19 protein-coding genes are annotated in these 19,632 nt (G+C 28.3%); 15 read left to right on the top strand and 4 right to left on the bottom strand.

The features are described 5' to 3' along the window. The first annotated feature begins 194 nt into the window (after positions 1-194). Positions 195-650, top strand: coding sequence for an AraC family transcriptional regulator (locus T483_RS0105770; protein ID WP_026885993.1), 456 nt, complete (start codon positions 195-197; stop codon positions 648-650). Between the two features lie 382 nt (positions 651-1,032). Next, entirely contained in the window at positions 1,033-2,001 is a 969-nt protein-coding gene (locus T483_RS0105765) for an alpha/beta fold hydrolase (RefSeq protein ID WP_026885992.1), read from the top strand. Between the two features lie 371 nt (positions 2,002-2,372). On the opposite strand, the gene T483_RS0105760 is transcribed toward T483_RS0105765, so the two are convergent. Beyond that, complete coding sequence (locus T483_RS0105760; protein WP_026885991.1) at positions 2,373-2,711, bottom strand: hypothetical protein; 339 nt, start codon at positions 2,709-2,711, stop codon at positions 2,373-2,375. Between the two features lie 239 nt (positions 2,712-2,950). Between T483_RS0105760 and T483_RS0105755 the strand changes: the two genes are divergently transcribed. Together T483_RS0105755 and T483_RS0105750 are read left to right on the top strand one after the other, a co-directional pair. Beyond that, the gene (locus T483_RS0105755; protein ID WP_026885990.1) at positions 2,951-3,238 is read left to right on the top strand and encodes a putative quinol monooxygenase; all 288 of its coding nucleotides are present in this window, start codon (positions 2,951-2,953) and stop codon (positions 3,236-3,238) included. Positions 3,239-3,803: 565 nt separating this feature from the next. Next, positions 3,804-5,249 carry a lipase family alpha/beta hydrolase gene (locus T483_RS0105750; RefSeq protein WP_026885989.1) on the top strand — a complete coding sequence of 482 codons (1,446 nt, stop codon included), beginning with the start codon at positions 3,804-3,806 and terminating at the stop codon, positions 5,247-5,249. A 206-nt stretch (positions 5,250-5,455) separates the two neighbouring features. Here T483_RS0105750 and T483_RS0105745 read toward each other — a convergent pair whose 3' ends face one another. Beyond that, positions 5,456-5,662: a DUF5808 domain-containing protein gene (locus T483_RS0105745; RefSeq protein WP_026885988.1), complete on the bottom strand. Its 207-nt coding sequence runs from the start codon at positions 5,660-5,662 to the stop codon at positions 5,456-5,458. Positions 5,663-5,988: 326 nt separating this feature from the next. After that, entirely contained in the window at positions 5,989-7,149 is a 1,161-nt protein-coding gene (gene fliB, locus T483_RS0105740) for a flagellin lysine-N-methylase (protein WP_026885987.1), read from the bottom strand. A gap of 373 nt (positions 7,150-7,522) precedes the next feature. On the opposite strand from fliB, the gene T483_RS0105735 reads away from it, so the two are divergent. From T483_RS0105735 to T483_RS0105715, 5 genes are read left to right on the top strand one after another with little or no spacing between them, the layout of a single operon-like run. Next, positions 7,523-9,919 (top strand): BglG family transcription antiterminator, encoded by a 2,397-nt coding sequence (locus T483_RS0105735; protein ID WP_026885986.1) that lies wholly within the window; start codon positions 7,523-7,525, stop codon positions 9,917-9,919. Between the two features lie 58 nt (positions 9,920-9,977). After that, positions 9,978-10,292 carry a PTS fructose transporter subunit IIB gene (locus T483_RS0105730; RefSeq protein ID WP_026885985.1) on the top strand — a complete coding sequence of 105 codons (315 nt, stop codon included), beginning with the start codon at positions 9,978-9,980 and terminating at the stop codon, positions 10,290-10,292. 30 nt (positions 10,293-10,322) lie between these two features. After that, complete coding sequence (locus tag T483_RS0105725) at positions 10,323-11,402, top strand: PTS fructose transporter subunit IIC (RefSeq protein WP_026885984.1); 1,080 nt, start codon at positions 10,323-10,325, stop codon at positions 11,400-11,402. A gap of 27 nt (positions 11,403-11,429) precedes the next feature. Next, on the top strand, positions 11,430-12,284 hold the full coding sequence (locus T483_RS0105720) for a class II fructose-bisphosphate aldolase (RefSeq protein ID WP_026885983.1): 855 nt from the start codon (positions 11,430-11,432) through the stop codon (positions 12,282-12,284). A gap of 60 nt (positions 12,285-12,344) precedes the next feature. Then, the gene (locus T483_RS0105715) at positions 12,345-13,211 is read left to right on the top strand and encodes a ketose-bisphosphate aldolase (RefSeq protein WP_026885982.1); all 867 of its coding nucleotides are present in this window, start codon (positions 12,345-12,347) and stop codon (positions 13,209-13,211) included. Between the two features lie 128 nt (positions 13,212-13,339). Here the strand turns inward: T483_RS0105715 and T483_RS0105710 are convergent, their stop codons facing one another. Then, positions 13,340-13,876, bottom strand: a complete 537-nt coding sequence (locus tag T483_RS0105710; RefSeq protein ID WP_026885981.1) for an NAD(P)H-dependent oxidoreductase — start codon at positions 13,874-13,876, stop codon at positions 13,340-13,342. A gap of 165 nt (positions 13,877-14,041) precedes the next feature. Here T483_RS0105710 and T483_RS0105705 point away from each other — a divergent pair, with 165 nt between their 5' ends. From T483_RS0105705 to T483_RS0105680, 6 genes are all read left to right on the top strand, one after another. Then, entirely contained in the window at positions 14,042-14,407 is a 366-nt protein-coding gene (locus T483_RS0105705; protein WP_026885980.1) for a winged helix-turn-helix transcriptional regulator, read from the top strand. Positions 14,408-14,939: 532 nt separating this feature from the next. After that, positions 14,940-16,106, top strand: a complete 1,167-nt coding sequence (locus T483_RS0105700) for a stalk domain-containing protein (RefSeq protein WP_026885979.1) — start codon at positions 14,940-14,942, stop codon at positions 16,104-16,106. Between the two features lie 581 nt (positions 16,107-16,687). After that, positions 16,688-17,179 carry an RNA polymerase sigma factor gene (locus tag T483_RS0105695; RefSeq protein WP_026885978.1) on the top strand — a complete coding sequence of 164 codons (492 nt, stop codon included), beginning with the start codon at positions 16,688-16,690 and terminating at the stop codon, positions 17,177-17,179. Continuing rightward, positions 17,166-18,308, top strand: a complete 1,143-nt coding sequence (locus T483_RS0105690; RefSeq protein ID WP_026885977.1) for a hypothetical protein — start codon at positions 17,166-17,168, stop codon at positions 18,306-18,308. Before T483_RS0105695 ends, T483_RS0105690 begins: the two co-directional genes overlap by 14 nt. A 331-nt stretch (positions 18,309-18,639) precedes the next feature. Next, entirely contained in the window at positions 18,640-19,032 is a 393-nt protein-coding gene (locus tag T483_RS0105685) for a bleomycin resistance protein (RefSeq protein ID WP_026885976.1), read from the top strand. A 105-nt stretch (positions 19,033-19,137) separates the two neighbouring features. Beyond that, entirely contained in the window at positions 19,138-19,485 is a 348-nt protein-coding gene (locus T483_RS0105680) for a TIGR04076 family protein (protein WP_026885975.1), read from the top strand. Positions 19,486-19,632 lie beyond the last annotated feature (147 nt).

The raw sequence follows: 19,632 nt of genomic DNA, 5'->3' as shown, positions 1-19,632 counted from the left end.
GGCATAGTACTAGGCAAATAAATATCTAAGTTTATAAAAATATATTGCATATATCTAAGTTTATTTAGATATATGCAATATATTTTTATAATAACTGTTAATTAGTAATTTTAAAAAATAAGTTGAAATACATTTTAAATCATTATAATATGAATTCAGGCACCGGTGTACTTTATTAATGAAGAAGGTAAAGTATGAATATTAATATTGAAATGATACCAGAATATAAAATTGCTTATATGAGAAAAGTAGGTCCTTATGGTTTAGAAAATGTGCAAGTAATGGAACAATTGAAAAGCTGGGCTACAGAAAATGGCTTGTTTAATGAAAGGTCAATAATCCTAGGAATAACTCAAGATAATCCTGAGATTACAGAACCTGTAGATTGCCGCTATGATGCATGTTTAGTTGTTTCAGATGAATTTGATTTTGAAAGTACGAATATTAACGTTGGGAAAACTATTGGTGGAAGATATTGTGTGTTTAAAATAAATCATACAGTAGATGCTATACAAAAAGCATGGATTGAAATATTTTCAGAGTTATCGAAAAGAAATTATAAAATTGATGATAAAAGAAAGATTATTGAACGATATACCATGCAAATGATAAGTAACCATTATTGTGAAATTTGTGTACCTATATTATAAAAAATTCTAGTTTACCTAATAAAATAATATGAGAATAACCTGCTTTAATTGATTTTGGATTTTAATATAATGATAAGAGTTTAAGACTTAGAATTAAATATCTGCATATTAGGAAGAAGTATCTAAAAAGGCAAAGATACTTCTTCTTTGTGTAGATAAATTGATATTTTACATATATATTGGAAAAACAGAGAAATCATCATAAGCATGATAAAATATGACGGATTAATTAAGAATTTATTAATTCTTATGGCTAAAAGCTTTTTGTACTTAATGCTATGCTATACTTTAGGAAGTATTTATAAGTATTGGAGTATAATGGTGATTTATTATAGCTATTTATGAATGAAAAAATTATGATATTTTTAGGGAGTGTCTATAAATGTACTTTAATAAATGGAAAAATAAACAAAAATACAAAACTAAAAGAATATCCATAAAATACATGTTTTTAAGTTCTATTTTACTAATTTTAGCTGTAGGCTTTACTTATGAAAAAACAGGTGAATATAGAGATGCAAAAAAATTTCCTGTAGTTGGAGAAATGGTTGAAGTAAATAATCATAAGATTAATATTTTTAGCGAAGGTAAAGGAAATTCAACTGTTATTTTTTGTTCAGGTCACACGGAACCTAATTCCTATGCAGATTTTTACCCTCTCTATAACGAAATTTCAAAGTACGCTAAGGTAGTAACTTACGATAGACCTGGTCATGGCTGGAGTGAAATTACAGATGAACAAAGAGATATAGATACTATAGTGAAAGAAATGCATGATGTCCTTGAAGAATCAGGACAAAAAGCTCCTTATATACTAGTTGGACATTCATATGCATCGTTACAAGTAATAAGATTTGCACAGATGTACAAAAACGAAGTTTCAGGAATAGTTCTAATAGATGGTGGTAATCCAGAGTACTATGCGGAAAATGGACTAGAAATTTCTAAGAGCATAGCTTATACCTATAAGTTTTTAAAGTCTATAGGAGTAGCAAGGCTAGTAGTTAATTGCACAAATAATTATTCTAAGAATCTTAATTTACTACCTGATAATTTACAACAAACATATTTATCAATGATTTTGAAGACTATGTATAATAAAAATATTATTGATGAAGGTGATTTGGCAGAAAGTAATGCAAAAACTGTATTAAAAAATGGAACTTTAGGTGATTTGCCTATGAAAATTTTAACAGCTCCAGATGATGATGTATGGAATAATAGTCAAGCCGAATTAAAAGATTGGTCAACAAACAGCGAGCAAATAATAGTTAATGGCGCAGGACATGCCATATACCATACACATCCTGAGGTAATAAATAATGAGATATTAAAACTTTTAGAAAACTGAATATAAAAAAATAAAAAAATGCCGTATTATTAATTTACGGCATTTGTTATATGCAATACTAATAAAGGTACATTGTTTTAAAGAAAGCTTGTTAAAAATAATTGAATTTTTAAAGTTTTCATTAAACATTCATTTGAATGAATATTATTTTAAATAAACCTTTTTTAAAATTTAAAAAGTAAAAAAGTTATGGAGGTCAAAACAAAAAAAGTTAACAATTTAACTTAAGGTGAATCTATATCTAATTAAAAAAGCCCCTATACTGGGGGCAAAATAAGCACTTTAACTTAATAGGAAATAGACTTATCATAGTATTTAATAAATTTTAAGATATTTTTACAATAAATTATCGTAAAAAACCCAAAATATTATTATGGAGTTATGCTTGTTGGAGTAAAAACTAATTGACCATTACCTAATACAACAAAATTAAAATCCTCTTTCATTGGCCTTAAAACATAATGTATTGAGTTACCTTCTAATCGTATAGATTGCTGTATTACTTTGCTGCCATCGAATATAATTAAGAAAACTTCAGTAGGGGAAATATTCTGAGCAGTATACGCAACATTTGGGAGCAGATTCAAATCCTTCATTCTGTAAATACCTTGTGAGAATGTTTTTTGAGCTGGAGACGCAAAAGAAAGAATTGTATTTAGGTTAAGCGATAAGAAAAGAAAAATGGAGCAGATAAATATAATTTTTTTCATCGATTTGCACCTCTTCATAATTTTAGTAGCTAAATTTATTATGTGAAGGCGCAAGGAAAATATTCATATTAGGAGATTTAAATGTTATAGTAAAAAAGATTAAAAAATGGCTAATAAATAAACAGTTTATAAAGTTAGAAAATGCTATACATCTATCTGTAAGTAATAATTAAATGATTACCTAATATGCTATAATTAATTTATTAAAATTTAATTTTGTATATAAAGGGGATTTAATTATGATAGTAAAAAGTGTAACAATTTATGTGAAACAAGAGAACATAGAAAAGTTTATTAAAGCAACTAAAGAAAATCAAAATAATTCATTGAAAGAAAACGGAATTGTATGCTTTGATCTTTTTCAATCCAAAGATGATTCAGCTAGGTTTTTACTTTACGAAGGCTATAAATCGGAAGACGATGTGAATAAACATATGGAAACCGAACACTTTAAAAAGTGGATAAATATAGTTGAACCGTGGTTTTCAGCTCCAAGAGATAAAGCAACATACATACCTGTTCCATAAATAGTATGAACATTCAAGATAAAATGATTACTTTATTTTACGTTAATAGAGAAAATAATTCTTATTAAGTCTAATTTTAGGCGTTGCGAAGTAGTAAGAATAAATTGAGCTAAGCTAAGATTTTCTTAAATTCAGAGAATTTTAGCTTTAAATATTTCATCTTAAACATCAATATAATTAAAACCTATTTCAAGATTATCATAAATATTAAACTGATTCTCCTAATTAAAATAATATGAATACAAAATGCTTTTATAATCATTTGAAAGATAAAATATTAGGTTATTAGATATATAAGTAATAGATTATAGAGCGTTATGCATAACTTGAATCAAATCACAAATTTCCTCATAACATTTGAAAGGCTAAATATATAAGTAAATCTTAGTGACACAAAATTTGTCTACAATTTGCTTCTTTTTAAGTTTTACTTAATCAAAAGATGAGATGTAAGATAGTAAATTTAGTTGCATATATATATTTTCTGAGAACTATAGGGTTTTATCACATAATATGGTAAAATTTAAGTGTTTAATAAGAGTTATGATGAAAGAAAGGAGAAAATATGACCGAAATTATAGTGATTTTTGCATTAACACTAATAACGCTTAGTGCCATATTCTTGGATATCACTAAAAGATTAAATTTGCTACATAATATTTTAATGTATATATATTTTATCTTTGCTCCACATATTGTTGTGTTAGGAGACTTTTTTATCTACAATACCAAATTTGGACAAGATAATTCTATATACAGATGGATTATTTTAATAGAGATAATTATTTTTATTCTATATATTTTTATAAAAGTAAACATAATTCCAAATAATAAAAAGCAAATAGTAAACTTCAGATTAAGGATAATGTTAGGCGGAAGAAGTCTCGTTTTATATGGATTATATACAGCATTTGTTCAAATTATTATATATTTAATAGGAAATACAATAATGCAAAGATTAGCAATTCCAGAACACATAGTAGTAATTGATAGTATTATTGTTGTGTTAAACATTATTATTTTAATTATTAATGGAATGCTAAGAATTTTATGTACTTCAAGGAGATTGAATATTGTAAAAAGACTTATAGTAGGCTTTTGGAGTCTTATTCCAATCGTAAATATTTTTGTAATGTTATATGCTTGTCACATTGCAGCAATAGAGTATGATCATGAGTGTTATAAAGTAATTAATCATGAGGCACGTGTTGATTCAGAAGTATGTAAAACAAAATATCCTCTTGTATTAGTTCATGGTGTAGGCTTTAGAGACTTAAAATATATTAATTACTGGGGGAGGATACCTAAAGAGTTAATTCGTAATGGAGCCACAGTTTATTATGGAAATCAAGAAGCTTGGGGAACAGTTGAGTATAATGCAAAAGATATTAAAAATAAAATATTAGATATATTGAAAGAAACAGGATGTGAAAAGGTAAATATTATTGCGCACTCAAAAGGTGGACTAGATTCACGTTATATGATTAGCAAATTAAAAATGGGAGATTACGTTGCATCATTAACTATGATATCATCTCCACACAGAGGATGTAAGTTTGTTGATATTGCTTGCAAAATTCCTGATAGAATCTATAAATCTATTGCAAGATTTTTTGATAAGCGTTATAGATTTCTAGGTGATAAGAATCCTGACTTTTATACTGCAAGCAGACAGTTTTCAACTTACCATAGTAAGAAATTCAATGAAGAGGTAAAAGACGTAGAAGGGGTGTATTATCAAAGTTACACATCTGTAGTAAGAAATATATTTAGTGATTATGTTGTTGCAATACCGTACATTTTAGTAAAGTTAACAGAAGGTGAAAATGATGGTCTGGTATCTATTGAATCTGCTAAATGGGGAGAATTTAAAGGTGTATTGAGAAATAAACGAAGGCGTGGAATCTCTCATGGGGATATTATAGATCTAAGAAGAGATGACTATAAAGACTTTGATGTAATAGAAAAATATGTTGAAATTGTATCAGATCTTAAAAATAAGGGCTTTTAGGTAGTATAATAAAATTTATATGGAGCATTATAGCTAATGAATAAAGGATTAAAAATACTAAGGCAGGTTTAATTAACTTCGCTTAACATTTTTAATCCTTTATATTTTAAACATTTATATTTTATCGCCTAAAACCAATATTTATTACTTCTTAAACGTGTTATTATACAATTATATTCTGATTCAAACTTTGAAATTTTGTATTATTAAAAAAATCTAAAAGCAACAAATATTAATAATATTATTATAACTGGAATAGATAAAATGGATGCCATTATACGTCTACCAATTTTACTGCCAAAATTAATAGTGCTTCCTATACCGTTTCTCTTATCAACAGATTCAGATGGATTAGTTGGATTATAGTAGAAAATTCCAAGTTTCCAATGTCTAGGGTCATCATCTTTATTCACTAGAAATACATCTCCTTATATTTATATACAAATAGTTAATTTTTATTTGTTTAATTATATACCTTTAATTGTAAATAGTCAAATGCTTAATGTACCTACATATAAATTTCGTATATTGCTTTTGAAAACAGGATTCAAAACTAAAAATATACGAAATGCATAGTGTATTTAATCAAAAGACTCTGTATAGATCATTCTTCAACTGAGAATACTGTACAAGGTTTTAAAATTTTGGCAAATAATCAATAATAGTCAAAAATGAGAGTATAGCACCAATACTAGACGTTACTGTGAAAGATAAGTATTATGTATACTCTACATTATTTCTAATTCATTATTAAAATAAGTAATTGTTCTAAATCAAATATTCTGCTCGTATTAAACATTTCCCCAAGGTCATAAAGTGTTTTTTCTGAATTTTCTACTTCCTTAGAATACATATGTATTATGTCTATTTGATCATTTATATCAAAGTTATAATTATTATCAATCCAACGTACTACATTTAACTCTTTAATAATGAGATAACTCATAACAGCTAGTGTAACTTTAGAGTATAATTCTTCATCAAAAGTAGCTTTCATAAAATATTGGAATATAAAATATACCATTAAATGTTCATATTCATAGATTTTTGTTTCATAATATTCATTAAAAGCATCATATTGTTCTTTATAAAAAGTAACGTCGTCTATTTTATAAAAACAGTCAATAGCATGATCTAGTATTTGTGGCCAGTTATCATTAATAGGATTGAGGTTTTTATACACATTCATACATTTAAGCATATTTTCATACTTATCAGATTGCTTTATTTTATACTCATCAAATTTATTAAGGAGTTCTTTCTTATAAGATTTGCTAGAATAGCTATTTATTATATTTTTAATTTTGGATAGCTCATTTTTATTTATTTCTTCTTGAATATCATGAGCAAAATTAATTACTAATGCAATTCTATGATTTAAATCTATAGATCGATCTTGTAGAATATCTAAGATCGTTTTCCTAGCCGATATTAGCTGCACGGAAATATCAAAATTTATATCATCATATGAATTTTTTATTTCATAATCGTCTGAAACTTCAAAAGTAATTGGATTAGGATCTTGAAGAATTAATCTTGCAACCTCAGGACAGGACAAAGATACCCCCATTTCACGTAAATTACTATATTCCTCTATTGACCTTGGGTATGTTTTACATGTATAACATAAGCTTTTTTCTCCAAGTTCAGTATAGATATCACACAGGTTATTTTTATTTAAAAATGGGCAGTTATTATTTTGTAATATAAAACCAGGCTCGCCATCTTCATATAGTGTTAAATTTGATCTTAATCTTTCACCAAATTCACCATTTACCTTGTTATAATTCTCATATGTTTCATCATCAATTATAATTTCCCACCCAGCACAACAAGTATCAGTACATTTTGAAGCGATGCATTTAAAATCTTTATAATAATGGGGTACTATTGTTTTCATGTAGATTACCTCTTATGTTTATTAATTAAATTCCATTATAATATACCACTTAATTTAACATTTAGAAAAGTATTTTAATAAGATCACGTTTGTAAATATATTATAAATGATTTGAATAAATTAAAAGACATGCGCATTTTTATTTTGTAACTTCACAAAGTTTTGATTTGATGCAAAACTTACAATAAAATTCTGTTTTAATCCAATGTTATTATACAAAGCTCTAGTGTAATACTTTTGATATCTCATGTTAAGGATGAATGATACATAAATTCCATTTTAAAGGGAACATATTTGTAGTTTTACTGCATGAGAATATATGTTATCGTATACACAAGGAAGACACAAAAAAGAAAAGTAAAGGGGGAAAAGAATGTATAACCTAAATACTAGGCAGGTTGAATTTATAAATTTGTTATTGGATGAGAATCAATATAGGCCAATTAAATATTATGCAGAATTCTTGAATGTGTCTGATAAAACTTTAAAGAAAGATTTAGTTGCAATTGAAGAATATTTGAACAAATTTAATGTTGAATTAGATAAAAAACATAGCATTGGAATAGCGATAAAAGATGTTATGAATGCAAAACTAATTTTACGCAATACTCTTGAATCACAAAGAAATAAAAATAAGAAGATTTCCATTAATGATAGAAGAATTGAGATCATTAGAGACATGCTCATTAATTCTCATAATAGTACTTCGATTCAGAAGCTTTCTGATAATTATTATGTGAGTAAGACAAGCATAATTAATGATTTTAAATATATAGAGGAATGGCTTCATTCTTTTAACTTAAAATTAGAAAAAACAGTAGAGGGAACACAAATAAAAGGCTTTGAAGTTGATATCCGTAGAGCTATTGCATCCTTGCTATTTGAATATTCAAAAGATGGAAGAAATAAAAAAACTATTGAAGAATTAGTAGCACGTTTAGATGTAATTACATTAAATGGATTGTCAGAGTTGTTTGAAAAAGACAAGGTGATATATGTTAATAAACTTTTACTTTACTTGGAAAATAAATACAACTGTAGAATAGACGATCCATATTATATTAACTTACTTACTCATATTTTAATTTCAATGGAAAGGGGTTCAAAGGGGAGGACAGTATACAAAAAGGATGTCATCGGAGAATTTAAATCAGAAAAGGATTATAAAGAAGCTCTCTTATGCATTAACAAAATTAATAGAGATTTTGGGATGAAATTAGATGAGAGTGAAGTTTATTACTTATATCAATATTTCGTATCTTTTGGATTAATTAAAGATGTAATTGAAAATGAAGATAAAGTGCTAAACAAATTAGATTGTTTAGCAATAACCTATAGAAATAAGATGACACAATGCATGGAAGAGATCTTACAAGTAAACATTGCAAAAAATCAAAGTATAATGGAAAAATTATTACTTCATATACGTCCTATGCTAAATCGTATGGAGCACGATATTCAAATATCAAATTTACTTATGAGTGATATAAAAGACCATTATCCTATTCTTTTAAATGTGTGCAAAGCCGCTGCACTTATGGTATCTCATGATATGAAACTAGAGGTTATTCCTATAGATGAAATTGGATACTTAACTTTGTATTATCAGTTAGGCTTGGAGGAATGTTATTCTGAAAGGAAACGAGTTCTAGTTGTTTGTCATAGTGGATATGGAACATCCAAGCTCTTAAGTACAAGACTTAAAAGATATTTCCCAGAATTTGAAATTATAGAAAGCACTTCTGCAAATAGGCTCATGAATAGAAAGCTTGATGATATTGATTTTATAATCTCAACAGTTCCATTAGATTTAGAAAGTAATTCTTTCTTATTAGTATCAACATTCTTAAATGAGCATGATATTAAAAATATATCTGAGTTTTTACTAAATAATAAAGAGAGATTTTCTAAGATGCCGGTCGAAACTAAATTTATTGGAGAGTATCTATGGGAGAATTTAATATATTTTAATAAAAACGAAAGTGACATAGAGAAAGAAATAAAAAAAAATATCAAGGTGAACATTAATTTTAGTGAAATAGATATTAATAGAAATTTAAAAATACAATTAGGGTTTTGCAAGGAAGAATGTATACTTGGACTTTCTATAAATGACATAGAAAATAATGAGAAGCAATTAGTATTTTATGTTGCTATGGACGATATTGAGCTAATGACTCACATTTTAAGAGAAGCAGTAAATTTTAGTGTTAAAGAAAGTTATGCTAATTATTTAATGAAATGTAAGAAAGAAAAAGATATAAAGCAATACTTTAAATTAAATAGCGAAGGTGGTACAGAAATGGAAGCAGATTTAGCAAAAGTAATACAAAAGGAAACAATAAAACTAAATATGAAAGCGACTACAAAGGATGAAGTATTAAGAGAACTTACGGAATTATTATATGATACAGATGCACTTTCAAATAAGGAAGAATTTTTAGAAGATGTATATTACAGAGAAACTTTAGGTTCAACAGGTATAGGCAATGGAATTGCAATTCCACATGGAAAATCTAAATTTGTAAATAAAACATCCATAGCTTTTGGTAAAACCAATTCGGATATTAAATGGGAGACTTTAGACGGAAAGCCTGTGAATTTCGTTATACTATTTGCTGTAACTGAATCTGATAAAAATAGTGTTCATGTTAGGTTACTTTCCAAAGTAGCAGCAAAACTTGGAGATGATGAAGCTTGTGAAGATTTATTAAAAGCAACAACACCAGAAGAAGTATATGAAATATTTACAAGAACAGAAGAAATCTAATCATAATGCTTAAAATTAAAATTTATATAAATAAAAAATTAAAGGGGGACAACTGTATATGAAAATTGTAGGAATAGCAGCTTGTACATCTGGAATTGCACACACTTATATAGCAAAAGAAAAATTAGTACGTGCTGCAAAATCATTGAACCATGAAATCCATATTGAAACACAAGGAACAATTGGGACAGAAGATGAACTTAGTCTTAAAGAAATCGAAGAAGCAGATGTAGTGATTATCGCAGCAGACATTAAAGTAGGAGGGAGGGAGAGATTTAAAGGAAAGAAAGTTATTGATGTTTCAACAGATATTGTAATTAAAGCTCCAAAAGCACTTATTAATAAGATTCAACAAGATTTAGGGTCAAAGTAAAAATTTTGTGAAAAGGGGAGAGAACTTATTATGTTAAAAAGTTTACAATTAAAAAAACATGCTATGACAGGTATATCATACATGCTTCCACTAGTTGTAGCATCAGGTCTATTAATCGCCATTGGTAATTTAGCAGGGGGAAATCCATCATTAATTTCTGATTATAAAAGTTCTTATAATGTTTGGCAGGCTGCAGTTTCACTAGGTGTATTTGGTATGGGATTGTTACCTTCAGTTATGGGTGCTGCCATTGCATACTCTATTGCAGACCGCCCTGGTATTGCACCTGGTTTATTAATGGGTATGGTAGCTAATGCTATGGGTGCTGGTTTCTTAGGTGGAATGCTTGGAGGTTATCTTGCAGGTTATTTTGTAAATTATCTAAAGAAAGTCATAGTTGTACCTAAGTGGGCGCAAGGGTTATTGCCAATGATGATCATTCCATTAATATCTTCTGTAGTCATAGGATTAGTTATGTTTTTTGTAATTGGCAGGCCTATAGCAGCAGCTTCAGCTGCACTTACAAATATGCTTAATAACATGCAAGGGGGATCAAAAGCAGTGTTTGGTGCTATTATGGGTGCTATGGCAGCATTTGATTTTGGTGGTCCTGTTAATAAAGTTGCATCTCTTTTTGCAGATGGACTTCTATTACAAGGAGTTTATGGTCCAGAAGCTATTAAGATTTGTGCTTCTATGATTCCACCTTTTGGAGTTACATTATCATGGTTAATAAGAAGATCCAGATATACCAAGGGCGAGTCAGATAATATAAAAATAGCATTTCCAATGGGTATATGTATGATTACTGAAGGTGTTATTCCTATTGCAGCAGTTGATCCACTTCGTGTAATTTTCTCTTGTTCTTTTGGTGCAGCTGTTGGCGGTGCGTTAATCATGCTATTAAATGTTGGATCTCCAGTTCCATCAGGAGGAATGTTTATTGTACCTGCAATGCAAAATCCAATTGGTTTCTTAGTAGCATTAGGTGTTGGATCAGTTATTACAGCAATTTTACTTGTAGCTCTTAAAAAAGACGCTAAAGAAAAAATATATGAAGAGGAGGAAGAAGAGGAACAAGTGGATTTATCAGGTATAGAAATAAAATAAATATTCGTATAGATAAGGAGAAGTGCTATGTATGTTTCTATGAGAGAAATGCTGAAAAAAGCAAATGAAGAAAATTATGCAGTTATGGCTATTAATTGCTTTAATTTGGAGACAGCAAGAAGCGTAATTAAGGCTGCAGAGCTAGAAAATGCACCTATTATAATCAATTTATATCAAGAACATTTAATTGATCATTGTGATAGTGAACTAATAACACCTATTGTAAAAACACTAGCTAGTAGAACATCTATAAATATAGCCTTAAACTTTGATCATGGACAGGAAGTTATATTTTTAAAAAAAGCAATAGATGATGGTTTTTCATCAGTAATGGTAGACGCATCACGCTTTGGATTGCAGGGAAATATCGACATGACAAGAGAAGTTGTAAATTATGCTCATCCAAAGGGTGTTAGTGTTGAAGGTGAAATCGGGTGCTTGGGTGCTACAGAAGGACGTGCATTTACGAATGATGACATGTATACGAATCCAGAAGAAGCATTAAAGTTTGCTGAGGAAACTGGAATCGATGCATTGGCAATATCAATTGGTACGTCACATGGAAATTATCCAGATGGAATGATACCAGAATTTGATTTTGAAAGATTGAAAACTATTAAAAAATTAACAAAAATGCCGCTAGTTCTTCACGGAGGCTCTGGCTCGGGAAGAGATAATATTTTAAAGGCTGTTAAATATGGTATTAATAAAATTAATGTTGGCTGTGACTTTATGAATGCAAATGTTGAAGCTATAAACGCAATACTGCAAAAAGATCCAAACATTAACTACTATGCTCTAATGCATAAAGTTGAACGAGAAAGTATCGAATTGGTGAGAAGCTACATTAGATTATCAGGATCGAATAATAAAAACCAGTAGTAAAAATGCTCAATGTAATAATTTTAGAATACAAATTGAAATAAAAAGGAGAATGATATTATGTTAATAAATATGAAAGAGTTGTTATCTGTAGCTCAAGAAAATAAATTTGCTGTACCAGCTTTTAATACAAGCAGCAATATGATTTTAAGAGGTGTAATGGAAGCTTGCAAAGAAAAACAAGCTCCAGTAATTATTGCAATACATCCAGATGAATTATCATTTGTAGAGGACAGCTTTATAGAAAGTGTAAAGGAAGAAGCTTTTAAATCAAATGTACCAGTAGTTATTCATTTAGATCATGGTGGAACTTTTGAGCAGATTTTAAGGGCAATAAAATGTGGGTTTACATCAGTAATGATTGATGCTTCACATATGTCCTTTGAAGAAAATATTGAAATTACAAAAAAGGTAGTAGAAGCAGCTCATCCAATTAATGTTTCGGTTGAAGCAGAACTTGGAACTATAGGTACAACTGGTAATGGCGGAGAATATGGAGCTGATGAAATAATTTATACAGATCCAGAAAAAGCAAAAGAGTTTGTTGAAAGAACTGGGGTAGACACTTTAGCAATTGCTATTGGTACATCTCATGGAATTTATCCTAAAAATATGAAACCAAAATTAAAGTTGGATTTATTAAAAATTATAAGAGAAACTGTACAAATTCCATTAGTATTACACGGAGGATCAGCTAATTCAGATGATGAAATTGCTGAGTCTGTAAAATTAGGAATATCTAAAATAAATATTTCTAGTGATATAAAAGATGCATTTTATAAGAAATGCCGTGAAATATTAACAGAGGATTTAGGCGCTCGTGAACCAAATGCAATTTATCCTCCATGTATAGAAGCTATGAAGGAGGTTATTTATCATAAAATAAATTTATTTAATGATGAAGACAAAGTAAAATACTACAAATAAAAGATAAAAAAGCGAATTCAATAAATAAATTTTCCATGTAAATAGTCTGTATCCACTTCATTTCAGTATTTAATTGATGAAATAAAGTAGACACAGACTATATTACTTTCTTCAAAAAGTTCTAGCAGCTAATTGTTGTTCTCATTTAAAATATAATTTACATAATCTTTTGCACTTTGTTCAATTTCTTCATTACTAGCATTAAAGGATGAACCGAAAATCGAAAAATAAGGTAATGAAATCGCTCCAACATGGATTGCAGTTGCTTTAAATGGTGCAATAATTTCATCAACAGTAAATGTTATAGGGCCTTCTTTAGAGTAATTAGCCTTTTTATCACCAATAGACATGGCTATGCCAAATTTTTTTCCTTTAAGTTTGTCACCTTTAGATCCATATGCCCAGCCATAAGTAAAAACATCATCTAGCCATTTTTTTAATAGAGGTGGATAGCTATACCAATATAAAGGAAATTCAAATACTATTTTTTCATATGTTTCAATTAAATTTTGTTCTCTAAGGACATCTATATTCCAATCAGGATATTCTTTATACAACTCATGAATGGTAATTTCATCAGGATATTTAATTAATTCTCTCTTCCATACTTTATTTACTTTTGAACTCTCTATATCAGGATGAGCTAAAATAACAAGTGTTTTCATATGTTTTCTCCTTTTCACATTAGTATTTTTATAATAATATTTTATGATGCCTGGTTATATATGTAAATACACACAATAAAGTAACAAAGTTACTTGAAAGTAAGTATAGAAGAATGTTAGTATGTTATCAAGAAAAGTACACTATAGATAGCAGGCGAGGGAAATATGAAAAAATACAATCTAGGAATAGAAGCTACATTAGAAATCATAGGAGGAAAATGGAAAGCGTTGATTATTTGCTTTCTTATGCATGGAAAGAGAAGAACAAGTGAATTGCAACGTTGCATTCCATCAATAACACAAAAGGTTCTTATTCAACAATTACGTGAACTAGAAGCCGATGAAATTATAGGAAGAACTGTATATAATCAAATGCCGCCCAAAGTTGAATATTATATTACTGAATACGGCAAAACCGTAAATAAGATTATTGATTCAATGTGTTCTTGGGGAAGGGATAATATCGAAAGAAGACAGATCCAGGGAGAAGATATTGAATTATTAAATAATAAGTTTGAAAATGTTGAATAATTTAATTATGTGAACAACATAAATTTGATGTGAAAATAATAAATGTAGAAAGTCTTAAAACATATCATTATTTATATATAAGAAGTTCATTAAAATGATAAGCAATAAGTAATGAACTTCATATATGGCTTTTTTATTTACTTAATAATAGTAATATAAAAAAGCTCTATCATATGACTATTAAAAAATATACATAAAAAATCTTTGATTCAACAACAACCTAAAAATTTTTATAAAAATTTTAATTTTTTTGCAACACTTCTCTAAGTTGGATTGTATTACTAATATAAAGGCAATTAAAAAAATAATTAGTCCATCTGCCAGTTTATATTCAATCATGCTTTTTAGGCAGATAACACTAATATGTCCGGTCCACTATGAGTGATATCCGCTTTCTTGGCGAATGATATACCCATGGCAATTTTGGACTTGTTATTTTCTTTCAAGTGCCTAAAATGAAAATTTAAGATGCAAGCACATAAAAATAAATATAATATTAGATTGTGCAAGCTTAGAAGGAGAAGATAAGATTATGAAAAAATTAATGATAGTTTTATTAACTGCAGTAACAATTGTGGGGATATCAGCTCAAGCATTTGCAGCAGATGATATATCAAGGCACAAATCTAATCCAGCGAATATCATTGATGATACTGTTCCAATATCAAACTATGCACCTAAGGATGTTGATATAAACAAGGTAGCAATATGCGGAAAAAATATTGAAATTGGAAGAAGCGGAGTTTCAATATATAAAGGCAAAATTATGGTTCCTCTGAAATTTACAGCAGAGAGTCTTGGTTTTAAAGTTGAGCCAGATAAGGATAATAAAGTTATAAGCTTAGATAATGGTACAATTAAGACAAATGTTTATGTGGGACAAGATAGTTATTATTATTCAAGCAGCAAAGCAATAGGATTAACTATGATGCATGAATTAGGTGCAGAGCCTATAATAGAGGATAATATGGTGTATGTTCCAATTAATTTTTATAATTTTCTATTCAGTGATCAAAAAACAGTAGGAAGCTTTTTTGTAAGAGATAAAGATGGACAATGGATTTATTCAGCTAATGGAGAGTTATCAGTAGGATGGAAATTAATAAATAATAAGTGGTATTTCATGAATAATAATGGCATAATGCAAAGAGGATGGGTTCAAACTAATGGCAATTGGTACTATTTATTAAATAATGGAGAAATGGCTTCAGGTACAGTAACTCCAGATGGATATAAAGTAGATGAAAATGGAAAATGGGATGGTAAACCAGCTGCCACTGTAGTAAATAAACCTGAAGATGCAGATGATATAATAAGTCCTATTGAAAGGTTTGATACTATAGACCAAGCTCAAAAAGCATTAAAATTTAAGATTACAGTGCCAAAAGAATTATTAGGTAAATACAATATAAAATATATAAATACTATATCAAGAGATTTATTTCAAATATGCTATGTAAACAAACAAAATGACATTATATTTAGAATGGGACAAGGAACTTATGATATAAGTGGTGATTATAATGACTATAAAATTAATAATACTGTAAATATAAATGGAATCAATGTAAAATTAAAAGGAGATGACAATCTTATTAAGGTTGCTGTTTGGAGCGTAAATAATATGTCATATTCTATCTCACTAAATGATGGTATGGAACAAGAGGATATTATTAATATTATAAAAAGTACTTTTTAGTTATACAGAAAATCAACACAAAAACCTAATTTGTGCCTCAAATGATAGAAATTCAATACATATTTGTTCATATGGATTGATGAAATTTTTACTGGAATGTTCTAAGAAGAAGGTTGTATCTATTTATGCATATTTCATAAATAAGTTTTAGAGAGGCAATATCTAGGACAACCTCTATCTAAGGATATTTATAAGATTAATTTTAAGTAACACCATAGCAAATATGTATCTGGTTTCTATGTAGAGGTACATAACAGGTTTTGTTAAAAATATATAGATATATATATTCTAGCAAATAATTTTCATTACATATTACTACAATTACAATTAAATAAAGTAAGTTAATTTGAACTTGTATTAAAAAGAGATTTAAACAATAAGTAACATAAGTAGAGACATGAATAATAAGTAAGAGTTTATTTTGGGAGTATAGATAAGCAGTTTGCAATATAGATTTAAGCAATACTATAAATTTTGATATGGTATTTATTGAAAATTATAAATCTGATTTTTAAAGTGTTTATTTGAGTAAGTTTTATTAATACATTGTTGTGCTACTGGATGGAAGGATGAGTTTTTTAATGAAAGATGTTTCATTGCGTACGGATGAAATTATTTCACAAGATTTAGATCATTATGGAGATATGCTGCTGAGACTTGCATATTCATATATGAAAAATATATACGATGCAGAAGATGCTGTTCAAGATGTTTTTGTACAATTGCTTAAAAATATAGAGATATTTGAAAGCGAAGATCATAAAAAGCATTGGTTTATTTGTGTTACCAGAAATATCTGCAAAAATAAATTGAAATCAGTATGGTTTAAAAAGCATGTGGAGTTAATTGACATGCCTTATTACGATGAATACAAAGATAACAATGTTTTAAATCAGGTTATGAAACTCCCACTGAAATATAGGGAGATTGTTCATTTATATTATTATGAAGGCTATACTACGGTTGAAATATCAAATATTGTAAATAGGAAAGAAGCGACAGTAAGATCATTACTTAGCAGAGGAAGAAATATGCTGAAAAAAGAGCTAAAGGAGGAGTATGATTTTGAGTAAAAAATATAAAGAAGAACTAAATAAAATAGTGATGAATGATGATATGAAAAAAAGAATACTCCAAAATGTTTTGGCTGAAAATAAGAAGGATAACAATGAAGAAAAAGAAATAAAAGTAAAAACTACTATGTCAAAAGTAAAGAAGTATAATGCTAAAAGAAATATGCAAATGGCGGCAGCCTGTGGTGCAATACTTATATGTCTAAGTGTAGCTAAAAGTTATCCTATGCTTTTCAAACATCCGTCTAATGATTTAGAACAAAATGAAGTGGAAGAAAATCCAGAGGATAAGAATAATGATTTAAAATCTAGTGATGATAGTGAATTAGTTTATAATAAAGATAGTAAAGAAGCATCTGACAATGATCATAAAGAAGATATAGCTGTAGGTCAAAACAATACAAATAATAACAAGAATGTGAATAACTATAATAATGGCAGTAGTCATGTGAACAAAAATATCAATAATGCCTCAAAAGCTGGACAGGAAGGAAAAGAAAACTTACAATCTAACTCAGGCTCAGAGGAAAAGAAGAGGCAGACATCAGGTAATAATGATAATAAAGCTATAGAAAATTCAAATACTTCTTCAAAAACAAATCATAAAGATGATATTAATAATAAAGAAAGTAAAAATCTAACAAGCACAGATCAAAAAACATCTCCAGAAGATGTAAAGGAAAATAAAATATCTGGCGATAATACAGATGATAGTGTCTCTAGTACATCGGTTGTAACAGATAAAGCCGTAAATTATAGTCAAGAATATACGACACTAGATGAAGCTGAAAAATCATTAAATTTAAAAGTGAACCCATTAAAAATATTACCTAATGGATTTAAAGCAGAAAATGTTAGTGTTATATCAAATGAAATAATACAAGTAGAATATAACAATGGTAATAACAATATGATTTTCAGAGCTGGTAAAAGCACTGATAACATAAGTGGAGATTATAATACTTACCAAGTTAAGAATATAGTAAAAGTAAATGAAATAGACGTAACTCTTGAAGGAAACAAAAATGAAGAGTATAACTTAGCAACATGGAAAAAGGATGGAATATCATATTCAATTTCAACTGAAGATGGTATTAATGAAAAGACGGTACTAGATATGATAGTGTAACCACACTATTTTTAAATCTTATAAAACCATGAGGTATCTTATAATGATATTTCATGGTTTTAATTTATTTGAGAACATGTATAGGTGTTTATATAATTTAAGAGTAATTACAGCACTAACCTATAAATGATTAACTTTAAGTTTATAATAATATTGCCTATTAAGAGAAGTAATGTGCTGGCATTTTAACAATGTGGTATTTACAAAATATGTTATAATTGTTCTATAAGTAAGTATTGGCTTTAGGAATAATTAGTACTTTCAAACAAATAAACATAATGGTAAAAGTCAATAAAAAGATTATTAATATAATGTCTTTAGGAGAATAATTATGAAATTTAATGCATTAATACCAGAACTATCAGCAACTAATATTGAGTATACAAAACAATTTTATATATCTTTTTTAGGGTTTAAATTGGAATATGAAAGAATCAACGAAAAATTTATATTTTTATCTTATAGCGGAAGTCAGTTCATGTTTGAGGAAATTCATTCAGATGGATGGAATGTAGATACTTTAGAGTATCCACTAGGAAGAGGAATAAATTTCTCTATATCTTGTAGTGATGTTGAACAATTATACGAGGTCGTTAAAAGCAACAAAATCGAAATTTATAGAGAATTAAAAGAAACAACATATCTTTGTGATGGAGAAGAGCACATTCAGAAAGAGTTTCTTATACAAGATCCAGATGGTTATTTGTTGAGATTTACAGATTAATATGCAATGACTCTCACAATATTTAAATGTTATGAAAAAAACTATTACAAAAATTGTAAGCGAAGTGATATAAAGACGAGTAGAATTAACATATGGAGGGTAATTATGAAAAAATGGTATGATGAAGAGTATGAATGGGAAATTGAGGTGACAGGATTTCTTCGAAGTGACCATACAGAGAGGTATTGCCGAAACGGCGAGGAAGTTGGAGATAAGTATACTTGCACCTATGGTTGTCCTGTAAACAATGATGGACAAGGCATCTGTTCAAAAGTAATGATGATTATGTTTCCAATCATGGAGGCTGTCAGAAGTGGTGGAGATTTAGAGAATATTGGTGGAGATAGTAAGTATAGCAAAGATGTTGTGTGTCCAGATGGCTGCGTTATATTTAGAATGACGGCGAAGAAACTTGAAAATGAGAATATTTATAAGGGAAAGTTTTTCGATTAGTTTAAATTTATATTATGTCAAGCTTAAAGATGGTCAAAATATATAAATTTCAGTTTAGTAATCTGGAAAACAGGAGTTGAAATTTGAATTTTATTTTATTGTGAGGTAGCAGAATGGAAAATGTACCTTTGAATACTGGTTTTGTAA

The organism is Clostridium beijerinckii HUN142 (assembly GCF_000621745.1).
In the GTDB taxonomy this organism is placed as follows: Bacteria; Bacillota; Clostridia; order Clostridiales; family Clostridiaceae; genus Clostridium; species Clostridium beijerinckii_A.
The sequence above is the reverse complement of the archived record's forward strand: the minus strand, read 5'-3'. Positions and strand labels throughout refer to the sequence as shown.